Source organism: Dyella sp. (genome assembly GCF_051954575.1).
Classification (GTDB): domain Bacteria; phylum Pseudomonadota; class Gammaproteobacteria; order Xanthomonadales; family Rhodanobacteraceae; genus Dyella_B.
Map to the genome: position 1 here is coordinate 1 of NZ_JBQCHP010000125.1, position 20,681 is coordinate 20,681.

Consider the following 20,681-nt stretch of genomic DNA (forward strand, 5'->3'; position numbering starts at 1 on the left):
GGTTTCGCGCAGTGCAGCACGGGTGCGCAGGATTACCTGTCACGGCACGGGAAAAATACCGCTGGATGCCTCTATACAGCTAACTCGGGCCGCCCGTTCATGCCTACCGCCCGAATGGCGCAGCGCGTCAGGAAATCGCCGGATAGGCCATTGGATGGGGTCAATTCCAAGGTCCATGCGGGCGCGCCGCGCGGACATAAATTGACAACGTTGGCGCGCAAGGCCATAAAGCCGGGCGGGGGAGTGGCCGCGCCGGCGGCGCTCGCATTGCCAATGCGTTTGCCTTTTCAGGAGAGCCGTCCATGTCGTCCACCACGCTTGCGGCCGATCACCCCAAGCCTTCGACGCTGGGGCCGATGCTGGTCATCGGACTGCTGTTTTTCATCTTCGGCTTCGTGACCTGGCTCAACGGGCCGCTTATCACGTTCGTGAAACTCGCTTTCCAGGTGGGGGACGTCTATGCCTTCCTGGTGCCGTTCGCCTTCTACATTTCCTATCTGGTGTTTTCGTTGCCGGCCTCGGTGGTGTTGCGGCGCCGCCTCTACCCAACCTACTGTTACGCGCGCAAAAAAAGCCGCATCCATGAGATGCGGCTTTTTTGTTTCCCTCTGTGGCTTACCAGATCTTCACCCGATCATCCGGCGCCAGGTACAGCTTCTCGCCGGGCTTTACATCGAACGCGGTGTACCAGCCGTCGATGTTGCGCACGGTCTGCGCGCGAAATTCGGCCGGCGCATGCACGTCGGTGGCAAGGCGTTGGCGTTGGGCGGCATCGCGAATCTTCGAACGCCATGCCTGACCGAAGGCCAGGAAGAAGCGCTGGTCACCGCTGAGGCCGTCGATCACCGGCGCCGGCTTGCCGACGAGCGAGGCGTGATAGGCCGCATACGCAGCGGTAAGGCCGGAAACATCCGCGATGTTTTCGCCCAGTGTCTGCTGGCCGTTGACGTGCAGGCCAGGGAGCGGCTGGTACGCATCGTATTGCTTCACGAGTTTCTTCGTGGCGGCTTCGAAGTGCTCCGCATCGGCCGGCGTCCACCAATTTTCCATGCGGCCTTGCGCGTCGAAATCGGCGCCGGTGTTGTCGAAGCTATGGCTGATTTCGTGGCCGATGATGGCGCCGACCGAGCCGTAGTTGGCGGCCGCATCGGCGTCGGGATCGAAGAAGGGCGGTTGCAGGATGGCGGCGGGGAAGTTGAGCGCGTTCTGCAGCGGCAGATTGACCGCATTGACGGTCTGCGGCGTCATCCACCATTCGCCCTTGTCCACTGGTTGGCCGAGCTTAGCCAGTTGATGCTTGTATTCCAGTTCGACGGCGCGCTCATGGTTGCCGAGTGGATCGTCGGCGCTGATCTTTAGTGAGCTGTAGTCGCGCCAGGTATCCGGATAACCCACGCTTACGCGCAAGGTGGCGATCTTTTCCTTCGCCTTTGCGCGCGTGGCCGGCGTCATCCACTCAAGCGTATCGAGCCGTTGATCGAACGCGGCGACAATGTTCTTCACCAGTTCCTCGACCTTCGCCTTGGACGAAGCGGGGAAGTAGTGCTTCACATAAAGCTGGCCCACCGCATCGCCCAGATCGGTATTGGTGGCGCTGACGGCGCGCTTCCAGCGATCTTGCTGCTTGGGCGTGCCCTGCAGCGTGGTGCCGTAGAAATTGAAATGCAGATCCGCATACGCCTTGGGCAGCAGCGGCGCGGCATCGTCCAGCGCGTGATAGCGCAGCAGCTGTTTCCAGGTGTCGAGCGATTCGCTGCCCACCAGCTTGGCGATACCGGTGGTGGCGGACGGCTGCCACACGTCGATGTGCTGCTGGCCATCCAGACCGGCGGCCTTGAAATAGGCATTCCAGTTCAGGCCAGGTGCCTTTTGCGCAAAGTCGCTGACGTTCCACACGTTATTGGCTTTGTGCACGTCCTGGCTGTCGACCAGGCTTTCCTGCGCCTGTGCGATCTTGGTTTCCAGCGCGATAACGGCCTTGGCCTGTGCCTGCGCGTCCTCTGTACCCGCGAGCTTCAGCAGCGAGGTGACGTAGGTTTCGTACTTGGCGCGGGCCGCGGCCATTTCCTTGTCCTGCGACAAGTAATAGTCGCGACTGGGCATGGCAAGGCCGCCCTGCAGCAGGTAGGGCATGTTGTGCGAGGGATCTTCGAGCCCTTGCGTGACAAACAGGCCGAACAGGTTTTCGGTGTGAAAATTGGTGGCGTTGATCGGATCGACGTCGGCGCGCATCTGGCTGCCGAGCACGCTGGCCAGATCGTCGCGCGTCTTGATCGCATCGATGCGATCGAATTCCGGTTTCAACGGCGCGAGGCCATGCTTCTCGATGCCGGCCTCATCCATGTAGGCAGCGTAGTAATCGGCGATCTTGCGTTCGCTGGAACCGGGCGCGGCGTGGCCTTGTGCGACGTTGCGGATCAGTGTGGAAGTCTGCTTTTCGGCCAGCTCGTACACGTGCAGAAACGTGCCGGTGCCGGAACGGTCAGCCGGAATCTGCGTAGTCTTCACCCAGTCGCCGTTGGCGTAATGGAAGAAATCGTCACCGGGCTTTACCGAATGATCGATGCTTTTGAGATCGATGCCGATGTCGACATGGCTGGCTTTTGCCGTTGGCGCATCACCCACGGTGGCGGGCGATGCGGCCATCGCCGTGGTACTGCTTACGATCGCGGCGGTGAGTATCCATTTGAATCGCTGCATGGCGATCACCTTTCATGTGAGGAACGAGTTCCCCAACATAGCCCGCCGGAGGCGGGCTTGTGAGCATGACTTTCGGGCTAGGTGCCGCATGCGTTGGGCCAACCTACGTGGCTAGCGCCGTAGGTTGGGGTGCAAACCCCAACGTCGCGTAGCATAGGGATGGCCATATTGGTGTTAGCACTCCAACCTACGTCGCTAGCGCCCCAGCAATGCAATTTCGGCCAATGCTTTCGGCGTTCCGTTGTCGAACCGAACCCGGTAATACGCATGTGGTCCTGGCTGGCGAATGCCGAACGCACGTGTTTGTCGCGCCCATGGGAAGCGTTCGTTCTTGCGCGTATCGATTGTCTTCCAATGTTTTCCGTCATCGGAAACTTCCAGCGTCCAGTTCGACGGCGCCGGCGCCTGCCTGGCTGAAGTAAGCGTATACATCGCCACCGCGCGCGGCTGAGGGAAATGCCAGCTGACGGTGACAGGCGAGCTAGGCAATTGCAGTTCGGTATCGCTGGTGTGATCGACCAAGACATTGAGATCACCTATCGCAGGATCGCTGCTTGGCTCGGCGTCGCCGGTACCTGCAAGATCGTGCATTGGGGAAGGCTTGCCGCCAAGCGTCAGCGACGCCGGCAAGGCCTGTTCGTCGCTGCCCCATGTGGAAGGCTTCGGTCCCATCACGAAATCCAGCGTGGCACCCTGCGCAAGCAATGCGTGCGGCAACGTGAGTTTGTCCCACGGCTGGCCGTTCACGTGCAGGCTTTGGATGTAGCGATTTTTGTCGCTCACGCCGGGCGCATTGATCACGATGTGCCTGCCGCTTTCCAATGCAATGTCCATGTGCGGAAAATACGGCGCACCGACCACGTACTCAGGCGCGCCCATGCGCAGCGGATAGAAGCCCGCAGCGCTGAACAGCCACCAGCCGGACATCTCGCCATTGTCTTCGTCGCCCACATAACCCTGGCCGATCTCGCTGCCCAGGTACAGGCGCGACAGCACGTCGCGAACCTTGTCCTGCGCTTTCCATGGCTCGCCGGCGTAGTCGTACATGTAGATGATGTGATGCGAAGGCTGGTTGCTGTGGCCGTACTGGCCCATGCGCACGGCCTGCGCTTCACGCATCTCGTGGATCACGTCACCGTAGCCGCCGACGTGATAAACGCCGGGCGTGGCGAAGAACTGGTCCAGCTTCGCGCCGAGCGCCTGGCGGCCGCCATACAGCGCGGCGAGTCCCGCGCCATCGTGCGGCGCGTGGAAGGCCATGTTCCATGCATCCGTTTCGGTGTAATCGTCACCCCAGCGCAGTGGATCGAAATTTTGCCTGGTATGTCGCCATTGGCCTTTCGCATCGCGCGCGACGAAGAAGCCGATGTCGGCGTTGAAAAGATTCACGTAGTCGAGCGCGCGATCGTGAAAATAAGCGGCATCTTCGGCGTAGTGCGGCTGATACGGATCATGCGCATCGTGTTGCGTCGCGAGCGCACTGGCGAGATTGCCGATCGCGAAATCGGCGATATAGCCATCCATCGACCAGGAAAGCCCTTCCTCGATCGCGTCATCGGTATAGCCACTGAAGATCGAACGCTCAAGACCCTTGCGCCCGGTGCCCTTGAGCGGGCTCACCACGGTGGCATCCTTCAAGGCCGCCTGATAGAACGATTGCACGTCGAAGTTGTGCACGCCTTTGAGCCAGGCATCCGCAAACGCCACGTCGGCGCTGGTGCCGACCATCAGGTCGGCGTAACCGGGTGACGACCAGCGCGCGATCCAGCCACCGTCGCGGTATTCCTGCACGAAGCCGTCGATCATCGCACCGGCCTGTTGCGGCATCAGCAGCGCATAGGCCGGCCACGCCGTGCGATAGGTATCCCAGAAGCCGTTATTGACGAACACCTTGCCGTCGGCGATGCGCGCGCCGGTGTGCGTGGGCGTGTTCTCGCCGGTCGCCGGCGAGAACGGACTCGCGTAGCGATACACTGGTGCATTGGCCGTACCGGTGTTCTCGTACGCGGAATTGGGATACATGAACAGGCGATACAGATTGGAATACAGCGTGGCGCGCTCATCCTGGCTGGCGCCCTGCACCTGCACGATGCCCAGCTGCTTGTCCCAGATGCGTTGCGCGCGTTCGCGCACGTCGTCGAAACGATCCTGCGGCGCGATTTCCAGTTCAAGGTTGTGCTTGGCTTGCTCGAGACTGATCAAGGAGGTGGCGATACGCACGTTCACCGCTTTCGTTTTCGAGGTGTCGAAGCCGAACCATGCGCTGACGTGGTCGCGACCTTCGCCAGTGAGCCGTCCACTTTCGGCGACCGGCTGATCGACCTCGGCATAGAAGAACAGGCGCGTCGCACCCGTGGAAAGTGGGCTTTTCACGTCCGAATAACCGCTGAAGCTGCGATGCGCGGGATCGAGCGTGATGCCGCCTTCATCCGTGCGATTGTCGAACACCAGTTGCCCGCGTTTGCCGGCAAAGGTGAAGCGAAACATTGCAGCATGATCGGTGGGCGTCATCTCGCCGACGATGCCGTTATCGAACGTCACCTTGTAATAGTGCGCATGCGCAACCTCATTTGCATGGCTGAAGCTCAACGCGCGCTTCTCGCGGTTTGCCGTGGGCGCGCCATCGGCGACCGCGGCGGGCATGAGCTGGAAAGTCTGCCGGTCGCCCATCCACGGACTGGGTTCGTGTGAAAGCGAGAAGGCCTCGATGCGCGGGCGATTGTCCGCATCGTTGCGCTGCTGATACTGGTACATCCAGTCCGAGCCGGCGTTGGTGACGGGCGCCCAGAAGTTGAAGCCGTGTGGCAGCGTAACGGCAGGAACATTGTTGCCGCGCGAGAACGTATGGCCCGAGTTGGTGCCGCGCAGGATGTTCACTTCGTCGCTGGGTCGCGTTTCGGCCGCATGCGCCGCAGCCGGGCCGATGCGAAGATCGTCGAGATAGCCTTCGAACGTGCCCGCAGGACCGTCGTGGGTCATGAGCACGTGGCGGACACGCCGCCCCGCTGCCACATCACCTAGCGCGATCGTCAGCTTGTTCCACTGGTTTACATACACCGTGCGGCTCGCACCGAATGCATGCGCGTTCGCACGAATGCGGTGCTGATCGGTGGCGGCGGTGGCGGAAAGATGCGAGCCATCGTCGAACTCCAGGTCGACGGCGACATAGGTCGATGGATCGGCCAGATCGCCCTGGCTGATGCACGGAAACAGCAAATACGAAAGCTGCGTGTCCGCTTGCACCGGCACATCGACGTCGAACATGGCGATGGCCTGTTTGCTGCCGGCGTGGCCTTGGTAATGCAGCGAATGCAGGCCGGTAAAACCAACGCCGGGCTTGGCGGTGTAAGCGTCGCTGGCGGAAGGGCCGCCGGCGATCTCGATATGGAAGCTGGTATCACTCGCATGCGGCAGCAGCGCAGGTTCGCCGGCTTCAAACGAGGTGTGAAATTCGCTACGGTCAGCGGCGTTGGCAGTGGCAGCGCAGAGGATGAGCGCGAGCACAAACGCCTGTCGAGTGCGGCGGGTGAAACTGGGCATTGGTGACCCCTTTTATAATGCGTGAGCATGCGGGAACTACGCCAAGCCCGGGATTTGATCGATCTAAACGCCCCGTGTCAAACCGCGGCGCAGCATCGGCGGCAACCTGCAGGCGGCCGGCAGGGTGATATCTTGCAATGTCGATTCCGGCCACTCTCGTTCGACGTGCTTATAGAGAACCGATCTCGCATGCACCTCAAGGACATCTCATGACGCACTCACCCGTTGCCACTCACACCCATGTTTCCATGCATCCTGATCGCCGCTGGCTGGCCTTGATCGTGCTTTGCCTGGGCGTGCTGATGATCGTGTTGGATACCACCATCGTTAATGTGGCTTTGCCCTCAATCAAGGTCGACCTGAAATTCGAGGACATCACGTTGGCCTGGGTGGTAAACGCCTATTTGCTTACCTATGGCGGCTTTCTGTTGCTGGGCGGAAGGCTGGGCGATCTCTATGGGCATCGGCGCCTGTTTCTGGTCGGCATCGCCGCCTTTACGCTGGCTTCGCTCGCTTGCGGTCTTTCCCACACGCAAATGGCGCTGGTGGTTGCGCGCGCCGTGCAGGGCCTGGGCGGTGCGGTGGTGACCGCGGTGGCGTTGTCATTGATCATGGATCTGTTCACCGATCCCAAGGATCGCGCCAAGGCGATGGGTGTGTACGGTTTTGTTTGCGCGGGTGGCGGCAGTCTCGGCGCGATGCTGGGCGGCGTGCTCACCAGCAGCCTCAGCTGGCATTGGGTGTTCCTGGTGAATCTGCCGATCGGTATCGGCGTCGTGGTGGCGTCGCTGCGCCTGTTGCCGGCGGCGTCGAGAACGGCCGCGTCGAACCATCTGGATGTATGGGGTGCGATTACCGTGACCGCTGCGTTGATGCTGGCGGTGTATGCAATCGTCAACGGCAATCAGGTCGGCTGGCTATCTTCCACGACGATCGGGCAATTGGCGATCGCGCTGGCCTTGCTGGTGTCGTTCCTGTGGATCGAAGCGCGCGTGCGCGTGCCATTGATGCCGTTGCGCCTGTTCCAGCTGCGCAATCTGGTGGTGTCCAACATCGTGGGCGTGCTGTGGGCAGCGGCGATGTTCGCGTGGTTCTTTCTTTCCGCGTTGTATATGCAACTGGTGCTTGGTTATGGCCCGATGGAAGTGGGGCTCGCCTTCCTGCCGGCCAACCTGATCATGGCGCTCTTTTCGCTGGGGCTGTCGGCCAAATTGGTGATGCGTTTTGGCATTCGCCGTCCACTGGTGACCGGACTGGCGCTGGCGGCGTGCGGCTTGCTGTGGTTTGCGCATGCGTCGGAACACGGCCAATTCCTGCGCGACATTCTGCCGGGCATGGTGTTGCTGGGCATCGGCGCGGGCGTGGCGTTCAATCCGGTGTTGCTGGCCGCGATGAACGATGTGGGGCCCTCCGAATCGGGGCTGGCCTCGGGCGTGGTGAACACGGCCTTCATGATGGGCGGCTCGCTCGGGCTGGCGGTGCTGGCGAGCCTGGCGGCGGCGCGTACGCATGGCGTGACGGTTGCGGGCGGCGTGGATGCGTCGGCGTTGACGTCGGGTTATCAGCTGGCCTTCTTGGTGGGCGCATGTTTCGCCGCCCTGGGCGCGGTAGCCAGTGCAGTGTTCTTGCGCACGCCGCATGCCGCGGCGGGTGAACAGGCGCCTGCCATGCATTGAGGTGGCCGGCAGGCATCGCAAGGCGTGTTGATGCTTTGTTTATAGGCGTAGTACGCAGGTACTTTCGTATTTCTCCTATCCCCGCGATCACCGGGGCACGGAACAATCCTACTGGTGATAGCGCAGCAGACGCACACGTCGTCTGCTGCGCCGTGTTTCATAACCAAGCGGGTTTTGCCGGGGAAGCGCGATGACGACTTCGGAAGACAATGCCGATCGCATGTTGACCAAGGTCGTCGCGCTTTCGTTGCGCAGCGTGCGTCGTTGTTGCGTGTTTGGTGTAGGGCTGAGCGTTGGGTTGGTGGCGTGTGCTTATCGTGTGCCGGATAAATCGGCGTTGCATGGCAAAGCCGCTGCGGTCGATGCGGTTGTGGTAAGCACACAAGCGATCGCCGAAGAAAAGGCGGCGCCCGAAGCACGGGCGGCGTCGACTTATTCCTCGATGATGACACCACAGATCGGCGCGGCTGCTGATAAGCAAATCATGGCCGGCAAGCGCAGCGTCAAAACTCTCGTTGCTTCCATCGATCGCGTCGTCGGCGATGCGGCGGTGACGTTGTCGATGGTCGGAGTTCCCATCGCGGCGGATGAAATCGAGCCTGTTGTACCCGCTGTCGCTCATTCCATCAGCGGGCCTGCCCGTGAAAGCCCCGCACCCGCGCGATCGTGGATGTGGTTGCTTGCCGCGACGGCTGTGATGATGGCTGCGGGCGCGGGATTGATGCTTCGTCGACGGCGGACCGATACCCATGCAGTGGTGCACGATGAAACGTTGCCGCACCAATCCAATGTCGCGCCGTCTGTGGAGGTTGCGCCAGTAACGCTTGAAGATGCATCAGGCCCTGCTCCCGTGGCCTTTTCATCGTTGCAATGGTCTTATCAGGCGCCCGATTACGAAAGGCAGGAACATTGGGATGCCATGTCCCCCGTCGACTTTCTTCCTGCTTCGCTCGCTGCAGCTGTTCCGCACGAGGTCGAGGAGCAAGACGAATTGCTCGTGATATTAGAGGAAGTGGAAGAAATCCGTTTCCATAAGGAAAGCAAAAACGAATCGTCACCGGTCTCCGAAAAGCTCCCACTATCTGCTCTCTTCGATCAATTGGAAGCCCTTGCGACGTGTGAAGGCGATGTCATGCCTGCGCTCCTGATCGAGCGTAACAGCGACCTGCCTGCAGTGATGCGTGTCGGCAGCGAACCGGTATCCAGCGCCACGCTGGAAGCATGGGAGAAGCTGCTGCGGCAAACCATCCCTTGCGCGGAAAGCCTGGTGCCGCCGTGGCTGCTGGTTGCGGTTTTACTGCTACGAGCGGAGAGCGCGAATCCTCGCGACGCCGAGGTGATGTATGCCGAAGCGGAACAATGGATCGATTTGAGCATGGCCGCCGACGTCGCACGGAGCGCAACATGGCAGGCGCGTCGCATCGATGTCGATCTTTGTCGGGTCAAGCGTCAAAAGGGCGCGGCGCGCCTGCTTTCGCTGCGCGGCATGCCATCGCGCCATGCGCAGGCGTTGGCGCGGGGCGAACCATCCGTATTGTTCGCCTGGGTCGATGTGCTGGCGTTCTGGGCCGAGTGCCAGTTCGGTGACGCGGCGCTTGCGCGCTATGCCGAAGCCGAAGCGATATGCGTGCGCCTGTGTGAGTTTCCGTCGAGCGCCGACGCTGCGCAACTTCGTCGCGCGGAGATTCTTCGTCGGCGCGCAACCATCGAACAGGGTGGCGCGCGCCTGAAGAGCCTGGATACCGCGCAAACCTTGCTCGATCTGCTTTACGAGCGGGTGCCGAGCGCCGACAGCGCGCTGGCGATCGCGGTGACCGCCCTTGCGCGCGGCAATGTGTTGCCGCCCGAGCAGGCGAAGGAAGCCTATTCGCACGCGCTGATGCATGCCTTCATGGCGGAAGCCGAACCGAGCCTGCGCGCCGAAAGCCTGCAATGCCGGCTGGCGGTGCAATGGGCGTACGAGAACCTGCCGGGCATGCCGGTGCAAAGCGATGTTGCGATCAGCCTGACCACGCGTCTGGAGGCGCTGCGCGTGCAGCATCCGGAAACCGTGCAACGCATGGCGCAGATCCATCTGCGCAACGCCGATTTCGCGCGCGCCGCCGAGCTTTGCGAAAACGCGTGGCGCAATGGCCAGGCGACACCTGCGCTGCTTGCTACATGGCGAGACATCTGCCGGCAGTGGACAAGCGTTTCCAACTCGCCGGACCAGCTCGCCGTCCAGCAGCGCGCCATGCGGCAGCTCAGTATTGCAAGCGCCATGCGCTAACGCGAACTCCTAATCCCTGCTCAAGAGGCTTGATCATGAATACGCAGAAGAAAACCAATTCATCCGAATCTTCGTCGCGCTTGTGGACGACACGCTACGGCATGATGGCGGGCATTCCCGCGAACGGTCCGGTCGCCCGTTCCTTGCAACGCTACGGTGAATGGGCCGAGCAGGAACTCAACTTGCTGAGCGGGTTGATCGAAGATGGTCAAAGCGTGTTGGAATTCGGCGGTGAATACGGCGCGCACACGCTCTGGTTCGCGCAGGCGGTCGGCGAGAAAGGCAAGGTGCACGTTGCCGAGCCGCGTCGCCTGCCGTTCCAACAACTGTGCGCGAACGTCGCCATCAACCAGCTGACGAACGTATACGCGCATTCGCGCTGGCTGGGTCGGGCCGATGCGCAGGTTTCCCTGTCGTCGTTGCCCGGTGGTGTGGTGGCGCGCGGCGAGGAGGAAGAAATCGCCAATACCGTCACCCTCGACAGCCTCGATCTGCAAAGCCTGGATCTGCTCAAGGTCAACCTGCCGGGCAGCCTGATCGATTTGCTGCTGGGCGCGGCCGAGACCATCCGCAAGCATCGTCCGATCATCTACTGCCGCCTTTCCGGCATCGAACAGGCGGAAGCGGAAGTGCAGGCGATCAAGGAGCTCGGCTACCGCTGCTGGTCGCATACGCCTTATCTCTACAACGCCGACAACCACGCAGGCGAGAGAGGGAACATCTTTCCCGGCTGCGTGCAGCAGAACGTGATTGCTTCGCCGGTGGAAAGCCGCTTCGAACTGGAGCGGCGCTACGAGCTGTGAAAGATGCGGCGCCATATTCGGTGATTCAAGCGCGGGTGAAATTATCCAATTCTTGTCAGCGGATGTCGCGCAACGAAAACTTAGTTCCCAAAGTGCCGGTGTTGATTGCTACGGTTGAAGCGGGCTTCGAACGAAGCCAGGGGTTTCACGCCTATCGCATGCAGGGAAGGACCGATGTCTCGCCGCCACGCTTCGCATTCGCCGGCCACTTTGTTGTCACGTCGTACGCTGAGCGCCGCCGTGTTTTCGGCGTTTCTCGGTACGCAGACAATCGTGTCTGCACAAGTCACGCCCGATCCCAACGCCGGTGCGCATCGACCTGGTACCGATGCCGCTGCCAACGGCGTGCCGGTGGTGAATCTGGTCGCGCCGTCGGCGGCGGGCGTGTCGCATAACCAGTACCAGCAGTTCAACGTCGACCGGCAAGGCCTGATCTTGAACAACGCCGCGGGCGTGTCGCAGACCCAGCTTGGCGGCTACATCACCGGCAATCCCAATTACCAGGCTGGACAGTCGGCCAAGCTGATCGTCAACGAAGTCACCTCGACCAACCCGACGTACCTGCGTGGCTATACCGAAGTGGCCGGCAATGCGGCGGACGTGATCGTCGCCAATCCCAATGGCATTCGCGTATCGGGCGGCGGCTTCATCAATACCCCGCGCGCCACGCTGACCACGGGCGTGCCGGTGTTCGGCGGCGACGGTTCCTTGAGCGCGTTTCACGTGACGCGTGGTGCGATCAATATCGACAGCGACGGTCTCAATGCGTCCAACATCGATCGCCTCGACCTGATTGCGCGCAACCTCGCCGTCAACGGCAAGGTGTGGGCGAATCACCTCAACGTCGTCAGCGGCGCGAACCAGGTCGACTATGCCGGCCTTGCCGCGCAGGTCATTGCGGGCGAGGGCGAGGCGCCGTCGGTCAGCGTGGACGTCGCTGCGCTGGGCGGCATGTACGCCACCAAGATCCACCTGGTCGGCACCGAGGCCGGCATCGGCGTGCGCAACGCCGGCGAACTGGCAACGCAGCGCGGCGATTTCACGATCGATGCTGCCGGGCAGGTGCAGATGACCGGCCTCACGTCGTCAGCGGGACATCTCACGATCCACGGTGCCGGGGTGAGCAACCGCGGCACGATGCAATCCGGCGGCGCGATGGCGCTGCAGGCCGGCGCCGACCTCCTCAACGCCGGCACCGTTTACAGTGCGGGCGATCTGGCCCTCACCGCGGGCGGCGTACTGCGCAACGACGGGGCCATGGCCGCGGCGAACAACGCCACGCTGCGTGCGCAGCAGCTTGCCTCATCAGGCACGCTCGGTGCCGGTGTGGCGGGCGATGGCAGCCTGCAGGGCAGCGGTGCGTTGGATATCGTCACCCTCGGTACGCTGGCCGCCAAGGGCCGCAACCTCGCCGCTGGCGGTATCACCTTGCAAGGCAGCGCGCTGGATCTTTCCGGTGCGCAAACGCAGGCCGGTGGCGACGTATCGCTCACCAGCACGTCCGGCGACATCGATCACCGCAGCGCGACGCTGGCTTCCGGCGTACTTAGCGTGCGCAGCGCGGGCGACGTGGACAACCGCGGCGGCCAGATGCAGGCCAGCCAGCTCGATGCGCAGGCGGCGGCGTGGCGCAACGCCTACGGCAGTGTGCAAACCCAGGGTCCTATGACGGCGCAACTCACCGGCCTGCTGGACAACACGCATGGCAGTTGGATCAGCGCCGCTAACACCGCACTTCGCGCGGGCGCCATCACCAACGCCGAAGGCACGTTGTACGCCGGCGGCGATGCCGACCTGGCCGTCACCGGGGCCATCACCAACACCGGTACGCTGGCCGCACTAGGCCAGCTGGCCATCGCCGCCGGCCGCCTCGACAGCCGCGGCACCTTGGCCGCTGGTCTGCAGACCGATGGCAATCTCACCGGCAGCGCGCAGCTGACGGCGAGCACGCAAGGCGCCCTCGCCGCCACCGGCAAGAACGTTGCCTCCGGTGGGTTGAACTTCACAGGCAGTGCCGTGGACTTGCACGGCGCCAGCACCCGCGCCGGCGGCGACATCACCCTCACCGCACGTCAGGGCGATATCGATCACGCTGGCGGCGATCTGGCCACGAACGGTCGGCTGGTGATCCAGGCCGCGCAAGCCCTCAACAATGCCCAAGCGCGCCTGCAGGCCGGCCAGCTCAGCGTGCAAGCCGGAAGCCTCACCAACCGCAGCGGCCACTTACTGCAAACCGGTAACGGTGACACGGTCTTTGCCATCGATAGCCTGCTCGACAACACCGGCGGCACGCTCGCCAGCAACGCGGCCACCGTGACGATCCGCGCGGCCATCCTCGACAACACCAACGCCGCGATCCAGCATGCTGGCACCGGCACGCTGACCATCACGACGGGTTCTTTGACGAATGCGCAAGGACAAGTCGTGGGCAACGGCGACCTCGCACTTACCAGCACGACCACGACCAACGACGGCGGCACACTGAGCGTGGCCGGCAACGCGACGCTCACCGGCATGGATTTCAGCAATGCCGGCGGCACCGTAGTCGCCAACACCTTGCAAACCGCATTGAGTGGCATGCTCGGCAATCTTGGTGGCCTGATACAAGCCCAAAGCACGCGCCTTACCGCCAACACGCTGACCAACGGCAGCGGCCAGATCAAGGCGCTGGACGGTAGGTTGGATATCAACGTCGCCAACACGCTCAGCAACGATGTCAACGGTTTTCTCGGCAGTAACCAGGCGGTCACCCTGAGCGCGGGCCGCGTGAGCAACGCCGGTCAGCTTTACGCCGGCACCGATCTCACGCTTACGACGCAAGGCGACATGATCAACAACGGTGCCCTGCAGGCGCAAGGCAGCGCCAACGTTCACGTCATCGGTACGTTTGCCAACGACGGCGGCCGTCTGGAAGCCGGCAGCGGCCAAGGCGGCGCGACGCTGATGCTCGCCGCCACCGCCCTCAGCAATCAACAGGGCCGCATCGCTAACGCCAGCAAGGGCGACACGGGAATCACCGCTCACCGCGTGGACAACACCGGCGGCACGCTGGGCGGACAGGGCGAGGTCATGCTCAACGCCTCGCAATGGATCAACCGTGGCGGCACTGCCGTTGCAGGCGGCAGCCTCGCGCTGCAAGGCGATTATCTCGACAACACCGGCGGCACGCTCTACAGCGCCCAGCATCTTGCTTGGCACAACGCCGCCGCCACGCTGGACAACACCGGCGGCGCCATCGGTGCTGACGGCGATATCACCCTGACGCTCGACACCGTGCAGAACCAAGTTGGCGATATCGCGGCGAACGGCGACGTGACTACGTCCTTCAACGCGTTCGATGGCATCGGCCGCCTGCGTGCAGGCAACGATCTGGCGCTGACGCTCGCCGGTGGCTACACGAACCTGGCCGGCAATACGCTGTTCGCCAACCACGATTTCCATCTCACCCTCGGTGGCGCCTTCGTCAACGCCAGCGGCGCTACCTTGCAAAGCGTCGGCGCCTTGACCGTCGACGCCGCCCGCATCGACAACCAGGCCGGTGCGCATATCAACAGCGCCAGCACCACGCTCAACGCCACAACCCAAACCAACGAAGGCCGCATCGAAGGCGACACCGTCACGCTCAACGCCGGCGAGGTGATCAATACCGGCACCGTGACTGGCAACGCCATCACCGTCAACGCCACCCACCTCACCAACGGTGCCGACCTGGGCGCCATCACCGACAACACGCCGTATCAGACCGCACTGATCGCGGCGGTGAATCAACTGAACCTCTACGTCACCGGCAGCGTGCTCAATCGCGATGCGATGCTGTACACGCTGGGGGATTTGACGATAGCGGCCGATGCCAGTGGGGCGCGCAGCCAGTCGGTGACGAATCTTTCGGGCGATATCGAAGCCGGTGGCCATCTCTTCGTTGCCGCGCAACAGATCACCAACGAGCGGCGCGTACTCCATACCGACACCCACGCGCTCACGGCTGCCGAGCAGGCCAGCAACAGCACCACCAGTACGACGATCTTCGACTGGACCACGGACGCCGAGGCCACCGCGTTCTGCAATGCGTACGCGAAAACCATTGGCGCCAACGGGCACCCGGTGCGCTGTGGGCCGTTGGGTTATTACGGCGATGCAGCGTACGACACACTCACGCAAACGGTGCTAGCCATCACCCGGCTCACCTCGGCAAGCGCCGAAAGCCGCCTCTTGGCCGGTGGTGACATCACGCTTCACGGCTCGGTCCTCAACAGCAACTCCACCGTGGCGGCGGGCAATAATCTGCTTATCAACGGCCAGGACGGCGGTGCCGGCGGCGGTAATGTGGGTGGAGACACCGTGCAGAATATCGCCTTTGTTCCTACCGCACTGATGCAGAACAGCCTGGTGCGTTCGGTCGATGGCGACTACGAAGGCGCGCGCTGGTACTCCAATCGCGAAGACGGGTTGCCCCCAATGGTGTTTGCCCGACATACCAGCAGCGCCACCGTGAGCGCCGGCGGCATACCGTTTCTGACACTCGATGCCGGTCCAAGCTTGCGAGCCACGATGAGCGCAGGTCGTGCGGTGGACATCAGCGCCCAAGATATTCAGAACACGGCGGTCGATGCAGATGGCCATCCCGTCGTTGGCGTCAACTTGGGGCCGAACGGCCATGGCCAGACATTGCACGGTGGCGTGGGCGGAGGGGCCGGCAACGCGGGTGGTCCGGCCAATCCCGGCAACGTCGGGCCCGTTTCGGGCGCGCAAATGATCGGCACGCCCGAGCGGCCGTTTCCCGTACAGCTTCCTGGCGGCGGCCTCTACACGATCAAACCCGGCAGCGGCAGTCCTTATTTGGTGGAAACCGACCCTCGTTTCGCCAGCTACACCGGCTTTCTTGGTAGCGATTATTTGCTCGATCGCCTCGGCCTGGATGGCGACCTCACCTTGAAACGCCTGGGTGACGCGTTCTACGAAACGCAATCGGTGATGGACCAGATCACCAGCCTCACCGGCCGTCGTTATCTGAGCGGCGAAGACAATGCGCTGGATCAATACAAGGCATTGATGGATGCTGGTGCGCAGGAAGCGCAATCCTTCAACCTAACCGTCGGCATAGCCCTTAGCCCCGACCAGGTCGCCAGCCTTACGCAGGACATGGTGTGGTTGGTGAGCGAGCAGGTGAACGGCGAGTCGGTGCTCGTGCCGGTCGTCTATCTCAGCCAAAAGACCGCCGAGAGCGTGGCGAGCGGCGCGGTGATCCAAGGTACCACCGTCAACCTCAACGCCAGTCGCCAGCTCACCAGCACCGGCACGATCCAGGCCAGACAGGATGCCAGTATCAAGGCTGGCAACTTGCTCAATGCCGGCAACTTGAGCGCCGGCGGCAATCTGAGCGTGCAAGCCGCGCAAGATCTGCTCAACGCCGGCACGATTCAGGGCGGGAACGTGGCATTGGTGGCGGGCAACGATCTCGTCAGTGGGGTGAATGCCGGCGGCATCCACCTGGGCGACTTAAAACTGGACAGCTTGGATGTTCCCAACCTCAATCTGCCGGTCAAAGGTTCGATCGCAGCCATCGGCGAGCTCACCGCGCAAGCCGGCCATAACCTCACGCTCGATCACGCCACGCTCAGCGCCGGCAACCATCTAGGACTGGCCGCGGGTAACGATCTCACTGCCACCGCCAGCACCCTCAACGCGGGTGGCAGCGCGCAACTGATTGCAGGCAACAACCTTGGCCTCAATGCGTCCGCCGGCCAACGCAGTGGAGAGCAAACCGATCACTCCGCCATGGCGACTATGCGTGCCGATGTCACCGCGCTCAAGGCGGGTGGCAACGTAGTGCTCGCCGCCGGTAACGATCTCACTAGTCAGGGCGCCCAGCTGCAGGCCGGCAATCAACTGGCGCTTAGCGCCGGTCACGATATCACCCTCAATGCTGTCACCGATACGCAGAGCCAAGGCAACAGCTGGCGCAACGGCAGTACGCAATACAGTCAATATGCGTACGATGAACATCTGCGCGGCACGGTCATCGATGGCGCCAACGGTGTCGCGCTCAACGCCGGGCACGATGTCGCCACGGTTGCCGCGAACCTCACCAGCGCCAATGGCGGCATTGCGCTCGCCGCCGGCAACGACATCCACCTTAATGCCGGGCAGGAAAAACATACCTGGCAGCAAGACAGCACCAGCAAAACATCCGGCTTCCTCAGTAGCACCACAAAGACGACGCACGATGCCACGCAAGACAGCCTGGCGGTCGGCACCCTGCTAAGCGGGCGCGCCGTCACCGTCGCCGCAGGTCGCGATATCACCACGCAAGCCGCACAAATCGTCGCCTCCGATGACGTTGTGATGGCCGCCGGCAACAACTTGGAATTAGGCACCGCAACCAGCACACACAGCGAACAGCACGACCGCACCACCAAGACCAGCGGCCTGTTCACCAGCGGCCTGAACCTGATGATCGGCAGCAGCAAAGAGAGCCAAAGCTACCGTGAAATCGACACCACCCCGCAAGGCAGTGTGATCGGCAGCTTGAATGGCGGTGTCACGCTTACTGCCGGAAACCTCGTGCACATCACTGGCAGCGACGTGCTCAGCCAGACCGGCACCGCCATCGTGGGCAAGGATGTCACCATCGATGCGGCAGTCGGTACGCAGGACACCATGCAGACGTATAAGCAACAGCAAGCTGGGCTTACGCTCGGCCTGGGTGGTGGCCTGGCCGGTGTTGCGCAAGGCATCTACGGCCGTGCGCAGGCATCCAGCCACGCCGAGGATAACCGCGTCAAAGCTCTATATGCTGCCCAGGCAGCCTATACCGGCTATGAGGCATACAACCACTATCAAAACGCAGCAGGTGCAGCGGTATCGGAAGGAACCGGCGTCAGCCAGGGCATCAACCTGCGCATCGGTATCGGTGCCAGCAGCGCCAGTAGCAGTACCACAACACACGATGAGACCGCTCATGGCAGCCGCATCAACAGCCAAGGCAATATCACCATTGCAGCTACTGGTGGCGACCTGAACCTCATCGCCAGCCAGGTCAATGGTCAAAACGTGGCGCTTGCCGCCGCCAATAACCTCAACGTTCTCAGCCAACAAGAAAACCACACACTGGAAAGCCGCAACAAGAACGCTAGCGGAGGCGTGGGTATCCAGGTCGGCAGCAGCGGCTTCGGTTTTTACGCCGAAGGCTCCGTCGGCAAAGGCAGTGCACATGGCAATGGCGCTACGCACGCCATCAGCAGCGTCAATGCCAACGATACCCTGACCCTTGTCAGCGGCAATGACGCCGTGATCAAGGGTGCTCAGCTCACCGGCAACACAGTAGTGGCCAATATCGGCAATAACTTGCTGATCCAGAGCGAACAGGACACCGATGGCTTCGCCAGCAAGCAGCAGCAGATCGGCGGCTCCATGGTCATCGGTGCAGGTGGCGGCGGTAGCTTCAATTACAGCCGGAGCAAGTCGAACAGCCACTATGCGGGCGTCACTGACGTCAGCGGCATCGGCGCCGGCAGCGGAGGTTTCGACATTACGGTAGGCGGCAACACGCACCTGGTCGGCGGCGTGATCGCCAGCAGCGCCGACCCCAGCAAGAATAGTCTGATCACGGGCACGCTTACCCATGAGAACCTCCGGAACGAAAGCAGCGGCAAAGCTTCCAGTAACAACTTTGGCAGTGACGGTAGCGTGCTGAGCGGGAGCAAGTACGCGATTGGCAAGACTGTTGTGGGAAATTTGATGGGTGGTGGTGGAGACAGCGAGAGCCACAACAGCATCACGCACAGCGCCATTGCCAATGGCGCGGTCGTCATCACGAATGGGCAGGCGCAGCAAGCACTAACCGACAAAACCATTGACGAAGCGATTGCGGGAATTAGCAGAGATGCCAGTCTGGATAATCAGGCGTTGGCTCGTCCTGATCTTGGCAAGTTGCAGGCGAATGCGGAGTACGAGCAAGCCTTGAACAGCTTTGGGTATCAAATAGGAACACACTTCACGGATGAGGCCTACCGCACGATGTTCATCAAGGCGGCGGATGTGTATGAAGTGGCCTATAACAAAGATGGCCGGCCTATCCCCGGTCGCAAATTAACAGACGAGGAAAAGGCAAGCCTGCAACCCGGAAAGGACGGTAAGGTCTATATTGCCGATAACGGCATCTTCAATGGTAATGAGGCTGCCGCAAAATATGCGGACCAGCACAGTAGCGCCGGAGGTGGCCCGCAGTATTACATTGCTTTCCCAGAAGCAGGCAATGGCTTGTCCGAATTGCTGGTGGCGGGGTATCAGGAGAATCTGGAGAACGATTTCTGGGGGCTGACCAACGCCACAGAGGAAACCAAATGGATGATGCTCTACTACGGACAAGATGGCTTGCACTTTGATGGGCATAGCCGTGGATCGATGACCATCGGTAACGCCATGGCATCGATCGCCAAGTTGCCGGGTTCAGAAGGTATGCTTTCTGACACGACAGTAAGCTTTTTTGGTCCAGCGTACAATGCAGCGAAAGCGGACAAAATACTCAGCTTCCTGCAAGATCGTGATGCCATTAATGATTCGGCAAAAAGGCAGGAGATGATATTGGTACTGCAGAATCATGTTGCCGATCCTGTTGGTCGACTCATTGGTCATAACCCCGTCACGGGTGGAACGATCCCTGAAGGATCGACATCTCTTTGGGAGATGATTCGTGCGGGGACCGGGCAAAAGGACACGTCGCATAATTGTTATGGAGCAAGCAAGGATGCTGCGTGCGGCGACTTCTGGCGGGACCTCTCTTCTCGCATGCCTGTATCCGTGCCTACCCCAGGTCGATAGTTGAGTGTGGTATGAAAAGAATATTTACCCTCGCGTTGATAGTGGCTCCGCTTTTAAGCGCGTGTTTTGGTTACAAGCCGTTTCAACCCAATCCGTATGAATATGAAAGATGGTCACGACTAGGTGATGACGAGCTTGCTGTTAGAAAAGCCATGCTTGAATGCGGCTACCCAAGTCCAAATGGCGTCAGAGATAGGATGGTCAGTGTAACGACGACACCTGATGAAATTGTCATGATGTACAGATGCATGACAAATAGTGGATATCTCTACGATGGAAAGCCATACAACGTTTGTCAAGGAGGGTATTCGAGCTTGAGCGCATGCGATAGGGGGGCTTCAGTGCCGCGACGTGATGTGACAAGAAGGCTAAATGGTAGGTTCTGCCATGTCTTTCCCTTGGCAGACGTTTGCAAATTATAAACACAAGCATGCTTGGTGAGTGCGGGAATTCATCGCAAGCATTGAACGGATTGGACGATCAAAATCGCCACGAGCTTTACGGATAAGGCATGTCGCACAATGTCCATCAAGGCAGCGGGTGTGGATTGCTTGTAACAAAGACGGGTGGCCCGTCCCTGCTCGCAAATTGACACGCGAGGCAGGGCAAACTTACAGCCTGGGAAGGATTTCATGCTCAGACGTTTGGAAAAAAATCACCTGAAATGCAGGCCGTCAATGAGTGAGCTGATAGAAAGCGTCGGAATTAAGAAGAATGAAGGTCCACTTTGTTACGCTTGTCGCGGTTCTTGGCGTCAGCGGTTGCTTTGGCTACAAGCCTTTTCAGCCACCGCTGTACCTGAGCTAATCCTGGGAAAAGAGTGGTGTGCCCGAACACCAAGTAATTGCGTCACTTCTTTCATTAGAAGGCCGG

Annotated in this window: 7 protein-coding genes and 1 pseudogene; 5 read left to right on the plus strand and 3 right to left on the minus strand. The window is 61.3% G+C overall.

Annotated features, from left to right (window positions below):
• Window positions 1–302: 302 nt before the first annotated feature.
• A pseudogene (locus ACTHNE_RS16400) lies at window positions 303–536 on the plus strand (glucose/galactose MFS transporter); the annotation flags it as partial.
• Between the two features lie 79 nt (window positions 537–615).
• Here ACTHNE_RS16400 and ACTHNE_RS16405 read toward each other — a convergent pair.
• Entirely contained in the window at window positions 616–2,700 is a 2,085-nt protein-coding gene (locus ACTHNE_RS16405) for a M13 family metallopeptidase (protein ID WP_440269812.1), read from the minus strand.
• 195 nt (window positions 2,701–2,895) lie between these two features.
• Entirely contained in the window at window positions 2,896–6,240 is a 3,345-nt protein-coding gene (locus ACTHNE_RS16410) for a GH92 family glycosyl hydrolase (RefSeq protein WP_440269813.1), read from the minus strand.
• Between the two features lie 209 nt (window positions 6,241–6,449).
• Here ACTHNE_RS16410 and ACTHNE_RS16415 point away from each other — a divergent pair, with 209 nt between their 5' ends.
• Complete coding sequence (locus tag ACTHNE_RS16415) at window positions 6,450–7,916, plus strand: DHA2 family efflux MFS transporter permease subunit (RefSeq protein WP_324946625.1); 1,467 nt, start codon at window positions 6,450–6,452, stop codon at window positions 7,914–7,916.
• A 157-nt stretch (window positions 7,917–8,073) separates the two neighbouring features.
• On the opposite strand, the gene ACTHNE_RS16420 is transcribed toward ACTHNE_RS16415, so the two are convergent.
• Window positions 8,074–8,538 (minus strand): hypothetical protein, encoded by a 465-nt coding sequence (locus ACTHNE_RS16420; RefSeq protein ID WP_324946627.1) that lies wholly within the window; start codon window positions 8,536–8,538, stop codon window positions 8,074–8,076.
• A 510-nt stretch (window positions 8,539–9,048) separates the two neighbouring features.
• Here ACTHNE_RS16420 and ACTHNE_RS16425 point away from each other — a divergent pair.
• The 3 genes from ACTHNE_RS16425 to ACTHNE_RS16435 all read left to right on the plus strand — a co-directional run bounded on the left by ACTHNE_RS16425 (window position 9,049) and on the right by ACTHNE_RS16435 (window position 19,808).
• Window positions 9,049–10,185: a hypothetical protein gene (locus tag ACTHNE_RS16425; protein ID WP_324946629.1), complete on the plus strand. Its 1,137-nt coding sequence runs from the start codon at window positions 9,049–9,051 to the stop codon at window positions 10,183–10,185.
• Between the two features lie 35 nt (window positions 10,186–10,220).
• On the plus strand, window positions 10,221–10,988 hold the full coding sequence (locus ACTHNE_RS16430; protein WP_324946631.1) for an FkbM family methyltransferase: 768 nt from the start codon (window positions 10,221–10,223) through the stop codon (window positions 10,986–10,988).
• A gap of 174 nt (window positions 10,989–11,162) precedes the next feature.
• Complete coding sequence (locus ACTHNE_RS16435; RefSeq protein ID WP_440269814.1) at window positions 11,163–19,808, plus strand: two-partner secretion domain-containing protein; 8,646 nt, start codon at window positions 11,163–11,165, stop codon at window positions 19,806–19,808.
• The last annotated feature ends 873 nt before the right edge of the window (window positions 19,809–20,681 follow it).

Excerpts from the sequence above, each read along its gene's own strand:
- ACTHNE_RS16425 (WP_324946629.1), top strand. The coding sequence starts at position 9,049 with ATGCCTGCGCTCCTGATCGAGCGTAACAGCGACCTGCCTGCAGTGATG.
- ACTHNE_RS16435 (WP_440269814.1), top strand. The coding sequence starts at position 11,163 with ATGTCTCGCCGCCACGCTTCGCATTCGCCGGCCACTTTGTTGTCACGT.
- ACTHNE_RS16420 (WP_324946627.1), bottom strand. The coding sequence starts at position 8,538 with ATGAGCGACAGCGGGTACAACAGGCTCGATTTCATCCGCCGCGATGGG.
- ACTHNE_RS16405 (WP_440269812.1), bottom strand. The coding sequence starts at position 2,700 with ATGCAGCGATTCAAATGGATACTCACCGCCGCGATCGTAAGCAGTACC.
- ACTHNE_RS16410 (WP_440269813.1), bottom strand. The coding sequence starts at position 6,240 with ATGCCCAGTTTCACCCGCCGCACTCGACAGGCGTTTGTGCTCGCGCTC.
- ACTHNE_RS16430 (WP_324946631.1), top strand. The coding sequence starts at position 10,221 with ATGAATACGCAGAAGAAAACCAATTCATCCGAATCTTCGTCGCGCTTG.
- ACTHNE_RS16415 (WP_324946625.1), top strand. The coding sequence starts at position 6,450 with ATGACGCACTCACCCGTTGCCACTCACACCCATGTTTCCATGCATCCT.